The 15226-nt window shown below is 69.1% G+C and carries 10 protein-coding genes; 7 read left to right on the top strand and 3 right to left on the bottom strand.

What is annotated here, in order from left to right:
• Positions 1 to 46 precede the first annotated feature (46 nt).
• Positions 47 to 1273: a serine hydrolase domain-containing protein gene (locus tag K8940_RS12765; RefSeq protein WP_223390338.1), complete on the top strand. Its 1227-nt coding sequence runs from the start codon at positions 47 to 49 to the stop codon at positions 1271 to 1273.
• Between the two features lies 1 nt (position 1274).
• Here the strand turns inward: K8940_RS12765 and K8940_RS12760 are convergent, their stop codons facing one another.
• Positions 1275 to 2228, bottom strand: coding sequence for a LysR family transcriptional regulator (locus K8940_RS12760; protein ID WP_223390337.1), 954 nt, complete (start codon positions 2226 to 2228; stop codon positions 1275 to 1277).
• Positions 2229 to 2505: 277 nt separating this feature from the next.
• Between K8940_RS12760 and K8940_RS12755 the strand changes: the two genes are divergently transcribed.
• The 5 genes from K8940_RS12755 to K8940_RS12735 all read left to right on the top strand — a co-directional run bounded on the left by K8940_RS12755 (position 2506) and on the right by K8940_RS12735 (position 10448).
• Positions 2506 to 5472, top strand: coding sequence for a TonB-dependent receptor domain-containing protein (locus K8940_RS12755; RefSeq protein WP_223390336.1), 2967 nt, complete (start codon positions 2506 to 2508; stop codon positions 5470 to 5472).
• 95 nt (positions 5473 to 5567) lie between these two features.
• On the top strand, positions 5568 to 6671 hold the full coding sequence (locus K8940_RS12750) for a nucleoside hydrolase (protein WP_223390335.1): 1104 nt from the start codon (positions 5568 to 5570) through the stop codon (positions 6669 to 6671).
• Entirely contained in the window at positions 6668 to 7990 is a 1323-nt protein-coding gene (locus tag K8940_RS12745; protein ID WP_223390334.1) for an NCS2 family permease, read from the top strand. The genes K8940_RS12750 and K8940_RS12745 overlap by 4 nt, the downstream gene beginning before the upstream one ends.
• Positions 7990 to 9120 carry an adenosine deaminase gene (add, locus tag K8940_RS12740; protein ID WP_223390333.1) on the top strand — a complete coding sequence of 377 codons (1131 nt, stop codon included), beginning with the start codon at positions 7990 to 7992 and terminating at the stop codon, positions 9118 to 9120. Before K8940_RS12745 ends, add begins: the two co-directional genes overlap by 1 nt.
• Complete coding sequence (locus K8940_RS12735; protein WP_223390332.1) at positions 9117 to 10448, top strand: MmgE/PrpD family protein; 1332 nt, start codon at positions 9117 to 9119, stop codon at positions 10446 to 10448. Before add ends, K8940_RS12735 begins: the two co-directional genes overlap by 4 nt.
• A 6-nt stretch (positions 10449 to 10454) precedes the next feature.
• Here K8940_RS12735 and K8940_RS12730 read toward each other — a convergent pair whose 3' ends face one another.
• Both K8940_RS12730 and K8940_RS12725 read right to left on the bottom strand, forming a co-directional pair.
• On the bottom strand, positions 10455 to 11795 hold the full coding sequence (locus tag K8940_RS12730; RefSeq protein WP_223390331.1) for a sigma-54-dependent transcriptional regulator: 1341 nt from the start codon (positions 11793 to 11795) through the stop codon (positions 10455 to 10457).
• Positions 11795 to 13633, bottom strand: coding sequence for an ATP-binding protein (locus K8940_RS12725; RefSeq protein ID WP_223390330.1), 1839 nt, complete (start codon positions 13631 to 13633; stop codon positions 11795 to 11797). Before K8940_RS12725 ends, K8940_RS12730 begins: the two co-directional genes overlap by 1 nt.
• Before the next feature lie 243 nt (positions 13634 to 13876).
• Here K8940_RS12725 and K8940_RS12720 point away from each other — a divergent pair, with 243 nt between their 5' ends.
• Positions 13877 to 15208, top strand: coding sequence for a dicarboxylate/amino acid:cation symporter (locus K8940_RS12720; protein ID WP_223390329.1), 1332 nt, complete (start codon positions 13877 to 13879; stop codon positions 15206 to 15208).
• Positions 15209 to 15226: the final 18 nt, after the last annotated feature.

Raw genomic sequence — 15226 nt, 5'->3', positions numbered from 1 at the left:
GGTGGCCGGCCGCGCTAGGGGCTTCGACACATCCACGGAGGGAACGATGCAGGTCAGATCACCCGAGAAGCACGGCTTCGACGCGGCGCGGCTCAACACTATCGACGCCTTCCTGAAGGAACGCTACCTCGACACGGGCGCGCTGCCCCACGCCCAGTTGCTGATCAGCCGCCATGGCGAGATCGTCCATTTCAGCAGCCAGGGCGCGGCGCGCGACGGATCCGCCAAGCCGATCGACGAGGGCTCGATCTTCCGCATCGCCAGCATGACCAAGCCGGTCACCTCGGTCGGCTTCATGATGCTGGTCGAGCAGGGCAAGGTCGCCGTCGACACGCCCGTCGCCCAGGTCCTGCCCGAGTTCAAGGGGATCGGCGTCCATGCCGGCGGCGGCGGGGACGCGCCGTTCATGACCAGGCCGACGTCCGAGCCGATGCGCATGCTGGACCTGCTGCGCCACACCTCGGGTCTGACCTACGGCTTCCAGAACCGCACCAATGTCGACGCCGCCTATCGCAAGGGCAAGATCGAGGAGTGGCACGACAATCTCGACCTGGACGGCTTCGTCGGCGAACTGGGCAAGCTGCCGCTGGAGTTCTCGCCGGGTGAGGCGTGGAACTGCTCGGTGTCGACCGACGTGCTGGGCGCGGTGATCCAGCGGGTGTCGGGCATGCCGCTGGACCGCTATTTCGCCGAGAAGATCTTCGCGCCGCTGAAGATGCATGACACGGGCTTCGTCGTGCCGGCCGACAAGGTCGATCGCCTGACCGACTGCCGGGTGTGGACGGGGCCGCGCAAGCCGCTGGGCATGCTGGACCGCGCCGAGGAGAGTACGTGGCTGCGCCAGCCCAAGCTGTTGTCGGGCGGCGGCGGCCTGGTGTCGACCGCGCTGGACTATCACCGCTTCTGCCAGATGTGCGCCAATGGCGGCGAACTGGACGGCGTGCGCTTGCTGGGTCGCAAGACGCTGGAGCTGATGACCCTGAACCACCTGCCAGGCAAGGGCGACCTGTCCAGCCTGTCGCGGTCGCTGTTCAGCGAGACCCAGAACGGCGGGACCGGCTTCGGCCTGGGCTTCGCGGTGACCCAGGATCCCGCCCGGGCGATGATCCCCGGCTCGGTGGGCGAGTACTATTGGGGCGGAATGTTCTCGACCTCGTTCTTCATCGACCCGGTCGAGAAGCTGCACGTCGTGTTCATGACCCAGATGAGCCCTTCGTGGACCTATCCGATCCGCCGCGAGCTGAAGACCCTGATCTATTCGGCGCTGACCTGAGCTAAGCGCTGGGCGACAAGATGCCGGCCAGGGCCGGCGCCAGCGCCGACACCAGGCCCGAGGCGGTGGGGTGCTCTTCGCGCAGCTTGGCGCGCTGGAACAGCATCAGCTTGCGCCGGATGGTAGGCGCGGTCAGCGGGATCAGGCGGATCTTGTCGGTCTCGTAGCCGCGCGCGTAGAGGCGGGGAATGACGCCCAGCGCCATGCCAGCCCCGACCAGCCCGAACAGCGAGCCGACCTGGTCGACCCGAAAGCGCTGCGACGGCGAGAGATTGTTCTGGCGCATGGCCGCCGAGCTGAGCTCGCCGATGCTGCCGCCGGTGAAATGGACGATCTCGTCGTCCTCGAGCGCGCTCCACGGCAGTTCGGCGCGCGAGGCCAGGCGATGGCCGACGGGGGCGGCCAGCATCATCTCGTCCTCGGTGATCAGGCTGGCCTCGACGTCGTCCTCGACGCGGCCCAGCACGCCGACGACGATGTCCAGCCGTCCCGACCGCAGGTCGGCCATCAGGCTGTCGTTCTTGCCGTCGCACAGGTGGAAGCAGACGTCGGGTCGCGCCTGCCCCAGGCGCGCGATCGCCTCGGCCGCGGCGGGCACCACCGAGGGGATGACGCCGACCCGCACCACCGACTTGCCGCGCGTGGCCGCGTCGCTCATGTCGACGAAGGCGTTCTCGGCCGTGGTCAGCAGGCGGCGGGCGTGCGGCAGGAAGGCCGCGCCGGCCTCGGTCAGGGCGACGTGGTGGGTGCTGCGATCGAACAGGCGCAGGCCCATATGCTCCTCGATCTGCCGGATCGCCGCGCTGAGCGCCGGCTGCGACACGGTCATCCGTTCGGCGGCGCGGCTGAAATTGGCCGACTCCGCCAGGGCCGTGAAGAACCTCAGCTGGCGGAGCGAAATGGCCTGGGTGCGGGCGGTCGGTCGGGGAAGGGCGGCGGTCGAAAAGGTTTGCACGGCAAGGTTCCAGAAGGCCTGGATCGCGCCCGTGAAACGGCTATAAGCGCGATCTATAGCGAGATAATTACAAAGAATTTCCCTTTCTAATGGGGCTCGCTAGCGTGCCTTCATCGCGCTTCCACCCAGCAGTATAAATAGAAGGCAGGGAAGGTCGAAGTTACGCACAAAGAAGTGCGAATTTTGATCATCTCTACTTATTGGGGTGAACAACGATAAAGAGAAAAGGCCGGGAGGGCTGTCGGCGAGGCGCGCCAACAACCAAGGGGGTTCTTCGATGTCGTCCGTAGTTGGTCTCGCGCCTGATCCTGTTCTCGTCCGCCATCGCACCAAGGCGTCGTGGCTGGGCATCGCTTCCACCGCCGTCCTGGCGGCCCTGGCCTGCGGCGGCGTCGCCAGCGCCCAGGACGCCTCGGGGGACCAGGTCGAGGCGATCGTCGTCACCGGTTCGCGCATCAAGAGCCCCGACGCCACCAGCGTCAGCCCGGTCAGCACGGTCGGGGACAAGGAAATCTCCCGTCGCGGCGTCGTGCGGGTCGAGGACCTGATCAACACCCTGCCACAGGCCTTCGCCGACCAGGGCAGCGGCAACCGCGGCGGCACCGTCGGCGCCAGCGGCACGGCGACCATCAACCTGCGCAACCTGGGCAACCAGCGAACCCTGGTCCTGATCGACGGCCGTCGCCTGATGCAGGGCGACCCGGCCCGCTCGGCGGCCCAGGCGGCCGACATCAACAACATCCCGGCGGCCCTGATCCAGCGCATCGACGTGGTCACGGGCGGCGCCTCGGCCGTCTATGGCTCGGACGCCCTGGCCGGCGTCGTCAACTTCATGCTCAAGCGCGACTTCGAGGGCGTGCAGCTGGACGTGCAGGGCGGCCTCTACATGCACGAGAACCGCAACAGCATCGCCTCGGTGGCGAAGGCGGCGGGCCAGGCCCCGGCGGTCGGTCGCGGCCTGGACGGCGGCCAGCAGAGCTATTCGATCACCGCCGGCAAGAACTTCGGAGACGGTCGCGGCAATGTTACCGGCTTCTTCAGCTACAAGAAGATCGACGGCGTCGGCACCAAGGACCGCGACTTCTCGACCTGCAACCTGTCGGCCACGGCCACCGGCTATGCGTGCTCGCTGTCCAGCGCCACCTATCCTGTGCAGTTCCAGTTGACCAACCCGACCACGGGCGCGACCCGGGGGAGCTACGCCCTGGAAGGCAATACGCTGCGCACCTATCGCAGCACGGACGGCTTCAACAACGGCAACACCTACGACCTGCAGTCGCCCGACAAGCGCTACAACGCCGACCTCTTCGGCCGCTACCGGATCTCGGACAAGGTCGAGGCCTATGGCGAGCTGATGTACATGCACGACGAGGCCGACATCAAATTGTCGCCGACCGCCGTGTTCACGGTCTCCGAGAAGATCAACTGCAACAACCCGCTGATGTCGGCGCAGGAGAAGAACCTGATCTGTACGTCGGTCGGCCTGACCGACGCGCAGAGCGCCAATGTCATCGTCTCGCAACGCAACGCCCTGGGCGGTTCGCGCCATGACTATAGCGACCACACCTCGTATCGCGGCGTGGCCGGACTGCGCGGGGACCTGACCTCGCACTGGCGCTACGACGTCTACGCCCAGTACGGCCGCACCGATTACAGCTCGCGTCTGACCGGCGATTACTCGCTGGCCAAGTTCGCCAAGGCCCTGCGCGCGGTGACCGACAGCAGCGGCAAGATCGTCTGCGAGTCGGTCGTCAACGGGACCGACCCGTCGTGCGTGCCGATCAACCTGTTCCAGGCCGACGGCATCACCTCGGCGGCGCTGAACTACGTGCAGAACGTCGTCTACCGGAAGGGCTATACCGAGGAGAGCATCCTTAGCGGCGCCCTGACCGGCGACCTGGGCCTGACCAGCCCGCTGGCCTCGTATCCGATCGGCGTGGCCATCGGCGCGGAGTACCGCAAGGAAAAGATCAGCTTCCAGCCTGACAGCTACTACAGCAGCCGCGACGTGGCGGGGAATTCGGGCGGCGAATTCCCGATCGCCGGCTCGTTCGACGTCAAGGAAGTCTACGGCGAGATCCGGGTCCCCCTGGTCGAGAACAAGCCGCTATTCAAGAGCCTGTCGGCCGAGGGCGGCTTCCGCTACTCCGACTACAGCACCGCTGGCGACACCTGGGCCTACAAGGGCGGCGGCGAATGGACGCCGATCAGCGACATCCGCCTGCGCGCCAGCTACCAGCGCGCGGTGCGCGCCCCCAACCTCGTCGAGCTGTTCGGTCCCCAGCGGGTCGTGACCGCCGCGATCAGCGACCCCTGCGAAGGGACGACGCCGAAGGCGACCGCCGCCCAGTGCGCGCTGTCGGGTGTGACGGCCACCCAGTACGGCTCGATCGCCCCGGCGGCCGGCCAGCAGTCCGGCGCCATGGTCGGCGGCAACCCGAACCTGGATCCCGAGACCTCGAACACCAAGTCGTTCGGCGTCCAGTTCACGCCGCGCTTCGTGCAAGGCCTCAGCATCTCGATCGACTACTTTGACATCGACGTGAAGAAGCTGATCACCACCGTGCCGGCCAGCATCGAGCTGAACCAGTGCCTCAACGCCGGCATCGCCTGCGACCTGATCAAGCGCAACGCGGCCACCGGCTCACTGGTGACCAGCGGTTACGTGATCACCACCAGCGTCAACGCCGGCTACCTGAAGACCAAGGGCCTGGATGTCGCGGTCAGCTATTCGCACGGCCTGCCGGACCTGTTCGGCAAGGACATGGGCCGCGTCGGCCTGAACTTCGCGGGCACCAAGACCGACAAGTACGAGGTCCAGATCCTGCCGGGCCTGGCCCCGTACAGCTGCGACGGCCATTTCGGCGTCACCTGCGGCCAGCCGATCCCCGAATGGCGTCACCGTCTGGTCGCCGACTGGACCTCGCGCGGCGGCGTCAACCTGTCGGCCACTTGGCGCTACATCGGCGGCACGAAGAACGACAAGTCCAGCAGCTCGATCTATCTGACCGGGACCTATCAGCCCTACGACCTGAAGATGCCCAGCGTCAGCTATGTCGACTTCGCGGCTTCGGCGAACGTCACCGAGAAGGTCACCCTGCGCGTCGGCGTCAACAACGCCCTCGACAAGGATCCGCCGCTGACCGCCAGCACGGGCGGCCAGACGTCGAACGGCGCCTTCTTCGCGGGGATGTACGACTCGCTGGGTCGCTACATGTTCGTCGGCGCCACCGCGCGCTTCTGATCGACCCGTTTCTGATCCAGACGAGGGAGGGGCGTATTTCCTCCCGCGTCCAGGCCAAGGACCCTCTCATGCTGCCTAGCCGCTTCACCCCTTGTTTGCGTCCAGCAGCCCTTGGCCTGGCGGCGCTGCTCGCGAGCCTGTCGCTCGCGGGCGGCGCTTCCGCCCAAACCTCTTCTCAGGCCGCTTCGCCCCTTCCCAAGGACAAGGTCGCGATCTTCTTCGACAACGATTTCCTCGGCCCCGGCCAGAGCAACATCCAGTCGCTGATCCCGCTGCTGCGCGACGAGCGGGTCAAGCTCTTGGGGATCGGCGTCGTCACCGGCGACGCCTGGCTGAAGGAAGAGGCCGCCCACGCCCTGCGCTTCCTTGAGATCGCCAAGCATCCCGAGGCGCCGGTGCACCTGGGCGCGCAGATGCCGCTGATCCGCACCCAGGCCGAGATGGCCAACTGGGAGGCGCGCTATGGCAAGGTGCCGTTCAAGGGCGCCTGGAGCACGCCGCGTCCCGGCCGCACCTATCACCCGCAGGACCCCGACCTGATCCCGCCGATGCCGGAGGGCGAGCCGAAGATCAAGGCGTCCGACGAGGACGCCGTCCACGCCCTGATCCGCAACGTCCGCGCCCATCCCGGCGAAGTGACGATCGTCAGCGCCGGACCCCTGACCAACATCGCCCTGGCCCTGCGTATCGCACCCGACATTGCGGCCCTGGCCAAGGAGATCGTCATCGAGCCGGGCAAGCTGGACACCGCCGTGGCGCGGGTGACCGGCAACACCGACTACGCCACCGACTTCAACTTCATCTTCGACCCCGAGGCGGCCCACATCGTGCTGACCGCGCCGTGGAGGAAGATCACCGTGATGGGCAACGTCACCGCCGCCGCCAAGGCGACGCAAGAGGTGGTCGACCGCATTGGCGCGGCCGGGACGCCGGTGGCCACCTACGTCAAGACCTACGCCCGCATCGGCCAGCCGCTGTGGGACGAGATCACCGTGGCCGTGGCCATCGACCGCTCGCTGGTCACCGAGGAACTGGTGGCGCGCATGGATGTCGACACCTTCGCCGGGCCGTCGTACGGCCAGCCCGTCGTCTGGAAGACCGACATGGCCCCCAACGCCGGCGAACGTGAAGTCCACATCGTACGAGCGATCGACGTGCCGCGCTTCGTCGAGACCTTCGTCGCGCAGGCCTCCAAATGAGCCGCGTCCACGCCTTTCTCGACCGTCGCTTCGCCCTGAGCGCGCGCGAGACCACAGCTGGGCGCGAAATGATGGCGGGCCTGACCAGCTTCCTGGCGGCCGCCTATCTGATCGTGGTCATCCCGTCGCTGCTGTCGACCGGCGGCATGGACCGGGGGGCGGCGACCACGGCCGCGATCCTGGTCATGGCCCTGGGCAGCATCGCCATGGGCATCTACGCCAACCTGCCGTTCATCGTCGGGCCCGGCATCGGCGGCTCGGTGATCCTGGGCGTGACCCTGGCGCACAACGAGCATGTGCCGTTCGCCACCGGCCTGGCCATCGCCATGACCTCTGGCCTGCTGTTCATGGTCCTGACCCTGACCGGCGCGCGCGAGCTGGTCGTCAAGATGATCCCGCCGCAGATCAAGCTGGGCCTGGGCGCCTCGATCGGCCTGTTCATCGCCATGCTGGGCTGCCGCGACGCCGGCATGGTGGCGGTCAACGTCAAGACCATGGCCCTGAAGCTGGGCGACTTCTCCCAGCCCGGACCCGTGGTGGCCCTGATCGGCCTGGCCGTCGCCCTGGCCTTGCAGGCGCGCAGGATCCCCGGCGCGGTGCTGGCTGGCATCGCCGCCGCCGCCATCGCGGGCGTTCCGCTGGGCCTGACCAAGTTCCCGGCCAGCGCTGTGTCGCTGCCGCACGGCCTGACGCCGGTGGCCCTGCAGGTCGATTTCGCGGGCGCGTTCAGCCTGGCGGCGCTGCCCTATGTCTTCGCTTTCTTCGCCGGCGAGTTCTTCTCGACCCTGGGCACCACCCTGGCCATCGGGGCCAAGGCGGGCCTGACGGACGCCGAGGGCAACCTGCCGGGCATCGAGCGGCCGTTCCTGGTCGACTCCTTCGCCGCCGCCTTGGGGCCGTTGATCGGCATCCCGGCCGGCACCGCCCTGGTCGAGTCCGCCGCCGGGGTCGAGGCGGGGGGACGCACCGGCCTGACGCCGGTCACCGCCGCGGTGCTGTTCCTGGGCGCGCTGTGCCTGCTGCCGCTGGCCATGGCCATTCCGAAACAGGCCACGGCGCCGGCGCTGATCCTGATCGGCGTCTCGATGCTGGGCACCATCCGCCACCTGCGCAGCGAGGCCGTGACCGATCTCTTCCCGGCCATCGCCATGGTGCTGCTGACCCTGATTTCCAACAGCTTTGGCACCGGCATCGCCGGCGGCCTGCTGGTCCATGTCATCGTCCAGGTGCTGGCCGGCAAGGCGCGCGAGATCCCGGTCGGGCTGTTCATCCTCGCCGTTCCGCTCGGCTACTACTTCTACACGGCCGCCACCCACTGATGACCGACATCGCCAAATCCATCGGAGCCGTCCCTGCGACCACGCTGGGACGCCAGACGACCGACGCCCAGCGCGCCGTGTTCCGCGCGATCCCCAAGGTCGAGCTGCACTGCCACCTGCTGGGCTCGGTGCGGCGCGAGACCTTCACCGAGATGGTGTGGCGGCGGGGCGCGCCGATCACCGAGGCCGAGATCGCCGCCTTCTACGAGCGTGGCTCCAAGCCGATCGGCGTGCTGCGCGTGCTGCGGGCGCTGGAGCGGTATCTGCTGCTCGAGGCCGACGACTTCCGCCGGATCGCCTACGAGTACTTGCAGGACGCGGCGGGCGAGGGCGTGCGTCACGCCGAGTTCTTCTGGAACCCGACCGCCACCGTCCGTGACACGGGCCTAGCCTATCGCGAGGCGCAGGCGGGCATCCTGGCCGGTATCCGCGCGGCGCGAGCCGATTTCGGCGTCAGTGGCCTCCTGATCCCCAGCATCGACCGCGAGGCCGAGGCTTCCAGCGCGCTGGAGATGGTCGAGCTGATGCTGGAGTGCCGCGATCCGGCCGTGCCGGGGATTGGCATCGACTATCGCGAGAACGACCGCCCGCCCGAGCTCTTCCACGAGGCCTACGCCCTGGCGCGCCGCAACGGCCTGAAGGCCACCGCCCACGCCGGCGAGTTCGGAATGCCGTGGACCAATGTCCAGACCGCCGTCGACCTCTTGAAGGTCGACCGTGTCGATCACGGCTACACCATCGTCGACAATCCGGACCTGGCCCGGCGCTACGCCGAGCGGGGGCTGTTGTTCACGATCGTGCCGACCAATTCGTACTACCTGCGCACGCTGGAGCCCGAGCGGTGGGCCGTCGATCACCCGATCCGCGCGATGTCGCGCCTGGGCCTGAAGCTGCACCCCAACACCGACGACCCGACCCTGCACAATGTCACGCCGGGCGGCGCGTGGGAGCTGATGCACAGCCACCTGGGCTACGACATGGCTGATCTGCGCCAGATGATGCTGAATGGCGTCGACGGCGCCTGGGCCGACGACGACCAGAAGGCCAAGTGGCGCGCGCGCTGGCCCGACGAGTTCGACGCCCTGGTCGCCACGACGACCTGGCCCGCGCCGGCGGTGTTTCCCGGGTGAGCGCGCCTGGCCTGACGGCGGCGATCATCCGCCAGAGCCGCGCGGCGGCGGCCGACATCCCGGCCGAGACCCTGGAGATGGCCGGGCTGTGCGTGCTGGATTGGTTCGGCCTGGCGATCGGCGGGGCCGACGAGCCGGCGACGCGGCTGACGCGCACGGTGGCGATAGCCGAGGGTGCGGCGCCTGTCGCCTCGGTCGTGGGGGCGGGCAGGGCCTTCAGCGCCCGTCAGGCGGCCCTGGTCAACGGCGTGGCCGGGCATGCGCTGGACTATGACGACGTCAACCTGGCGATGCACGTCCATCCGACGGCGGTGATCCTGCCCGGCCTGCTGGCCCTGGCCGAGGCCGAGCGCCTGTCGGGGCGCGCGGTCATCGAGGCCTTCGTCGTGGGCTATGAAGCCGCCGGCATGATCGGGACCATGATCAGCGCTAGCCATTACGCCCGAGGCTTCCACGCCACCGGCACGATCGGCGCGTTCGGCGCGGCGGCGGCTTGCGCCCATCTGCTGGGCCTGGACGAGGAAGCGACCGCGCGCGCCTACGGCCTGGCCGGATCGCAGGCCGCGGGGTTGAAGGCTCAGTTCGGCACCATGACCAAGCCGCTGCACGCTGGCCGCGCGGCGGAGGCGGGCGTGATGGCGGCGCTGTGGGCGCGGGCGGGCCTGAGCGCTCGGCCCGACATCCTGGAGCATCCGCGTGGTTTCGCGGCCACCCAGAGCGACGGCCTGCGGCCAGAGGGACTGCGCTGGGACGGCTACGCCCTGGACAAGAACCTCTTCAAGCACCACGCGGCCTGCTTCGGCACGCACGGGACATTGGAGGCAGTCGGCGCCCTGCGCCGCCAGGGTCTAACCCCAGAGGCCGTCCGTACGATCCGCCTGAAGGTCGACGCCGGGGCCGACGCCATGTGCAACATCGCCGAACCCCGGTCGGGCCTGGAGGCGAAGTTCAGCCTGCGCTTCAACGCCGCCCTGGCGCTACACGGCGTCGACAGCTCCGATATCGCCGCCTACGACGACGCGGTCGTGCTGCAGCCCGAGCTGGAAGCCATCCGGGCGATCACCACCGTCGAGCTGGCGCCGCCCGGCTGGCCCGAGGACGTCACCGAGGTCAGGGTCGAGACTGTCGACGGCCGCCTGCTGGTCGCAAGCCACGATGTCTCGGAGCCCGCCGGCGATCTGACGGTCCTGACGGAGACGCTGCGGACCAAGTTTCTGAATCTGGTCGAGCCGAGGCTGGGCGCGGCGCGCGCGAGCGCCCTGATGTCCGAAATCGCGCGGTTAGGCGAGCTGGACGACCTGGGCGCGCTGATGGCCCGGACGCGCTGACGCCGATCAGCTCCGCCGGCGGTAGCGGGCCAGGTCGATCCCATGACGCTCGACCTTGTCGTAGAAGGTCTTGCGCGGAATGCGCAGGATCTCCAGCGCCGTGCGGACGTCGCCGCCGCAGGCGGCCAACGCCTCCTCGATGACATGGGCTTCGTAGGTCGCCACCCGTTCCGGCAGGGGCGGCGGCTCGCCCGCGTTAGCGACAGCCTGGTCGGCCAGGCCCAGGGCGACGCGCTGAGCGTAGTGGCCCAGCTCGCGGACATTGCCGGGCCAGTCGTGATTGTGCAGCCGCCAGCGCACCTGGTCGTCGACCACGGGCGGCGGACCGTCCAGCCGCTCGCAGGCGCGCGCCAGGAAATGGGCGAACAGCAGCGGCACGTCCTCGCGGCGCTCGCGCAGCGGCGGGATGCGGATGCGCACCACGTCCAGGCGGTGGAACAGGTCCTCGCGGAAGGTCCCGGCCGCCACGGCGTCGGAGAGGTCGCCCTTGGCCGCCGCGACGACGCGCAGGTCCAGGGTCTGGGCGCGGTTGGCGCCCAGGGGCGTGACCTCGCGCTCTTCCAGCACCCGCAGGAACTTGCCTTGCGCCTCGGGCGCCAAGGTCTCGATCTCGTCGAGGAACAGGGTGCCGCGGTCGGCCTGCTGGATACGGCCCATCCGCTGGCGCACCGCGCCGCTAAAGGCCCCCAGCTCGTGGCCGAACAGCTCGCTGTCCAGCGCGCCGGCGGGGAGGGCGGCGCAGTCGACGGCGACGAACTCGCGGTCGCGGCGTCGGCCCCAGGCGTGCAGGGCGCGGGCGGCCAGCTCCTTGCCGACCCCGGTCTCGCCCTCCAGCAGCACGTCGACATCGGCAGAGGCCAGCTGACGCAGGGTGGCGCGCAGGCGTTCCATCACCGGTGTCTGGCCGATCAGGGGCCAGTCGCTCTGGGCCTGGGCCGCGAGGGTCCGCAACTCGCGGTTCTCCAGCACCAGCCGCCGCTTCTCGATCGCCCGCCGGATGCTGCTGACCAGCCGCTCGGGTGCGTAGGGCTTGGCGACGAAGTCATAGACGCCGTCGTGCATGGCCTCGACCGCCTCGGCGACGTCGGCGTGGCCGGTGATCAGGATCACCGGCAGGTCTGGATCCTGCTCCTTCAGGCGTCGGAACAGCTGGCGGCCGTCCATGCGCGGCATGCGGATGTCGCTGACCACCACGCCGGAGAAGCCATCGGGCAGGGCGGCCACGGCGGTTTCGGCCGAGCCGAAGGCCAGGACGTCGAAGCCGGCCAACTGCAGGGTCTGGACATTGGCGTCGCGCAGGATGTCGTCGTCGTCGATGAAGGCGACCTGATTGACGGTGACGGGCATTACGAACGCGCCTTGGGCAAGGACAGGACGAAGCGGGCCCCGCCGGGCGCGGCTTCCAGGGAAAGCTCGCCGCCGAACTCGGCGACGATGTCGCGGCTGATCACCAGGCCAAGGCCCAGTCCTCGGGCCTTGGCGGTCGCGAACGGGGTGAACAGGGTCTTGGCGGCCTCGGGCGCGACGCCGGGACCGTTGTCGGCGACCAGGATCCGGACCTGCGAGCGCTTGACCGAGACCTGGACGCGGATCTCCGGATCGGGCCGATCCTCCAGCGCCTCGATGGCGTTCTGGAGCAGGTTGACCAGCACCTGCTCCAGGCGGAAGCGCTCGGCCATCACCCGGGCGGCCTCGTCGGCCTCGTCTCGGACGACGCGCACGCCCTGCTGACGCAGGCGCGGACCGACCAGCAGCAGGGCGCCGTCGACCGCCTCGCGCACCGCCACCGGAGCGGGCGGGGCGCTGGACTTGCGGGCGAAGGCGCGCAGTTCGTCGGTGATCAGGCCGATGCGGTCGGTCAGGCCCGCGATCAGGCCGAGATTGGCCTTGGCCGTCTTGTCGTCGGCGCGTTCCAGGAAGACGGCGGCGTTGTCGGCATAGGCGCGGATGGCCGCTACCGGCTGGTTGATCTCGTGCGCCACGCCGGCGGCGATCTGGCCCAGGGTGGCCAGCTTGTTGGACTGGGCCAACTCGTCCTGCATCAGGTGGACATGGGCCTCGGCCCGGCGGCGCTCGTCCATTTCCACGGTCAGGCGTTGGTTGGTCTCGCGCAGTTCGGCGGTGCGCTCCTCGACCCGCGCCTCCAGCTCCAGTCGGGCGGCCTCTTGGCGCGCGGCGCGGACGCTGGCCTGGCCGCGCCAGCGTAGCACCGCGGCGGCCAGGGCGCAGGCCACCAGGCCCGCCAGCAGGGCGATCGCCCGCGCGCCGGCCACCGTCGCGCGCAGCACCGCGCCGACCGGGGTCAGGGTGTAGACCGTCCACCCGACCGCGCCGAGATCGGCGCTGGCGGCCATGTAGCGCGTCTCGTCCTGGCCTGGCGCCGAGAGGCTGGTCAGGACCGGCGGCCGTCCGGCCTGGGGCGGCGGGGTGATCTTCAGCACCGCGAACGGCGCATCGCCGAAGCGGTGCTCGGCCCGCAGCCGCGCCTGCTCGGCGCCGGGCAGGGGCGCGAGCGTCGAGAACCGCCACGCCGGGATCGAGGTGACGAGGATCACGCCCCGGGGATCGGCGGCGAAGGCCGGCTCGGCGGCGGACCATTCGGCCTCCAGCGCCTCGAACTCGACCTTCACGACGACCACGCCCAGCACGCCCTCGGGACCGTCGACGCGGCGCGACATGAAGAGACCAGGCCGGCGGCTGACCGTGCCCAGGGCGAACAGCTCGGCCACGCCGTTGGCCCGGGCGTCCTTGTAATAGGGGCGGAAGCTGTAGTCCGAGCCGACGAAGGTGGTGGGCAGGCGCCAGTTGCTGGCCGCGATGGTCATGCCCCGGGCGTTCAGCACATAGATCACCGCCGCACTGGTGCCGCCGCTCAACACCTCCAGCTTGCGGTTCATGGCGTCGAGGCCGCGCGGGTCCCCCGAACGCAGCACCTCGGCGACGTCCGGATCCTGGGCCAGGACGAAAGGCAGGGAGCGATGCTTGGCCAGTTCGCTGCGCAGCACCGCCGCGTGCAGGGTCGCCGAGGCCTGGGCCTGGCGGGCGAGATCGGCCGTCGCGCGCCGCTCGGCCAGGGCGCCGGCGAAGCCGACCACCCCCGCCAGCAGGACCGCGCAGGCCACGACGAACACCGCCCAGCGCCGGACGATCGGGTCGGCCAGATTCGGCGGGAATGGCCGGCTCATGGAAACGCTTCCCTGGTTTGTGCGGATTTTCGCACAAACCGCGTCGGCGGCGTGAGGTTTTTCGCCGATAGCGCGACCGACCAGAACGGCGGATGCGTATGAAAGTCCATATAAATCAAGGGTGAGCGGCTTTTTTCGAGGCCGCTTGCGCGGCTTCCTTCCGCCTAGGATCGTCTATCCAAGCGTCCCGGCAAAGGGGCGCGGGATGGAAACGCGGCCTTCGGGCCAAGCCAAGAGGCGCCAGTGCAGACGATCCAACCGGCCGTTCCGGCGCGGGCCAAGCCCTTCTACCGGCACCTCTATTTCCAGGTCCTGGTCGCCATCGTCCTGGGCGGCGCGATCGGCCACTACCAGCCCGAGGTCGGCCAGTCCCTGAAGCCGCTGGGCGACGCCTTCATCAAGCTGGTGAAGATGGTCATCGCCCCGGTCATCTTCCTGACCGTGGTGACCGGCATCGCCGGCATGCGCGACCTGGAGAAGGTCGGCCGCGTGGCGATCAAGGCGCTGGTCTATTTCCTGATCTTCTCGACCCTGGCCCTGATCGTCGGTCTGATCGTCGCCAACGTCGTCCAGCCGGGCGCGGGCATGAACATCGATCCGGCCACGCTGAAGACCGACAAGGTCGCCCAGTACGCCGCCAAGGCCCACGACCAGTCCATCGTCGGCTTCCTGATGCACATCATCCCGGACACCGTGGTCAGCGCCTTCGCCGACGGCGAGATCCTGCAGGTGCTGCTGATCTCGATCCTGTTCGGCCTGTCGCTGACCCTGGTCGGCGAGCCGGCCCGCCCGGTGGTCGACTTCCTGGAGCTGGTGGCCCAGGCCTTCTTCAAGTTTGTGCACATCGTCATGAAGGCCGCGCCGATCGGAGCCTTCGGGGCCTTCGCCTTCACGATCGGCAAGTACGGCATCGCATCGGTCGCCAACCTGGCCATGCTGGTCGGCACCTTCTACCTGACCTCGATCCTGTTCGTGGTCGTGGTGCTGGGCGCGGTCGGGATCGCCAACGGCTTCTCGATCTTCAGCCTGATCCGCTACCTGAAGGCCGAGCTGCTGCTGGTGCTAGGCACCAGTTCGTCGGAAGCCGCGCTGCCCAGTCTGATCGAGAAGCTGGAGAAGGCCGGCTGTCCGAAGTCGGTCGTCGGCCTGGTCGTCCCGCTGGGCTACTCGTTCAATCTGGACGGCACCAACATCTACATGACCCTGGCGGCGCTGTTCATCGCCCAGGCCACCGGCGTGCATCTCTCGTGGGAAGAGCAGGCGCTGCTGCTGGGCGTGGCCATGCTGAGCTCCAAGGGCGCAGCGGGCGTCACCGGCGCGGGCTTCATCACCCTGGCCGCCACCCTGTCGGTGGTGCCCTCGGTCCCGGTGGCCGGCATGGCCCTGATCCTGGGCGTCGACCGCTTCATGAGCGAGTGCCGGGCCCTGACCAATTTCACCGGCAACGCGGTGGCGGCGATCGTCGTCTCGCGCTGGGAGCGCGGCCTGGACGTCGCGGCCCTGAGGTCGGCCCTCGACCCGAAGAAACACCCGCCGGCCGCCGGCGGCCCGATACCGGATCCGGCGCGCCCATAAGGGCGCCCGGACCACCAG

Source organism: Caulobacter segnis, assembly GCF_019931575.1.
GTDB lineage: Bacteria > Pseudomonadota > Alphaproteobacteria > Caulobacterales > Caulobacteraceae > Caulobacter > Caulobacter segnis_C.
This window is presented reverse-complemented; position numbering and strand designations above follow the sequence as displayed.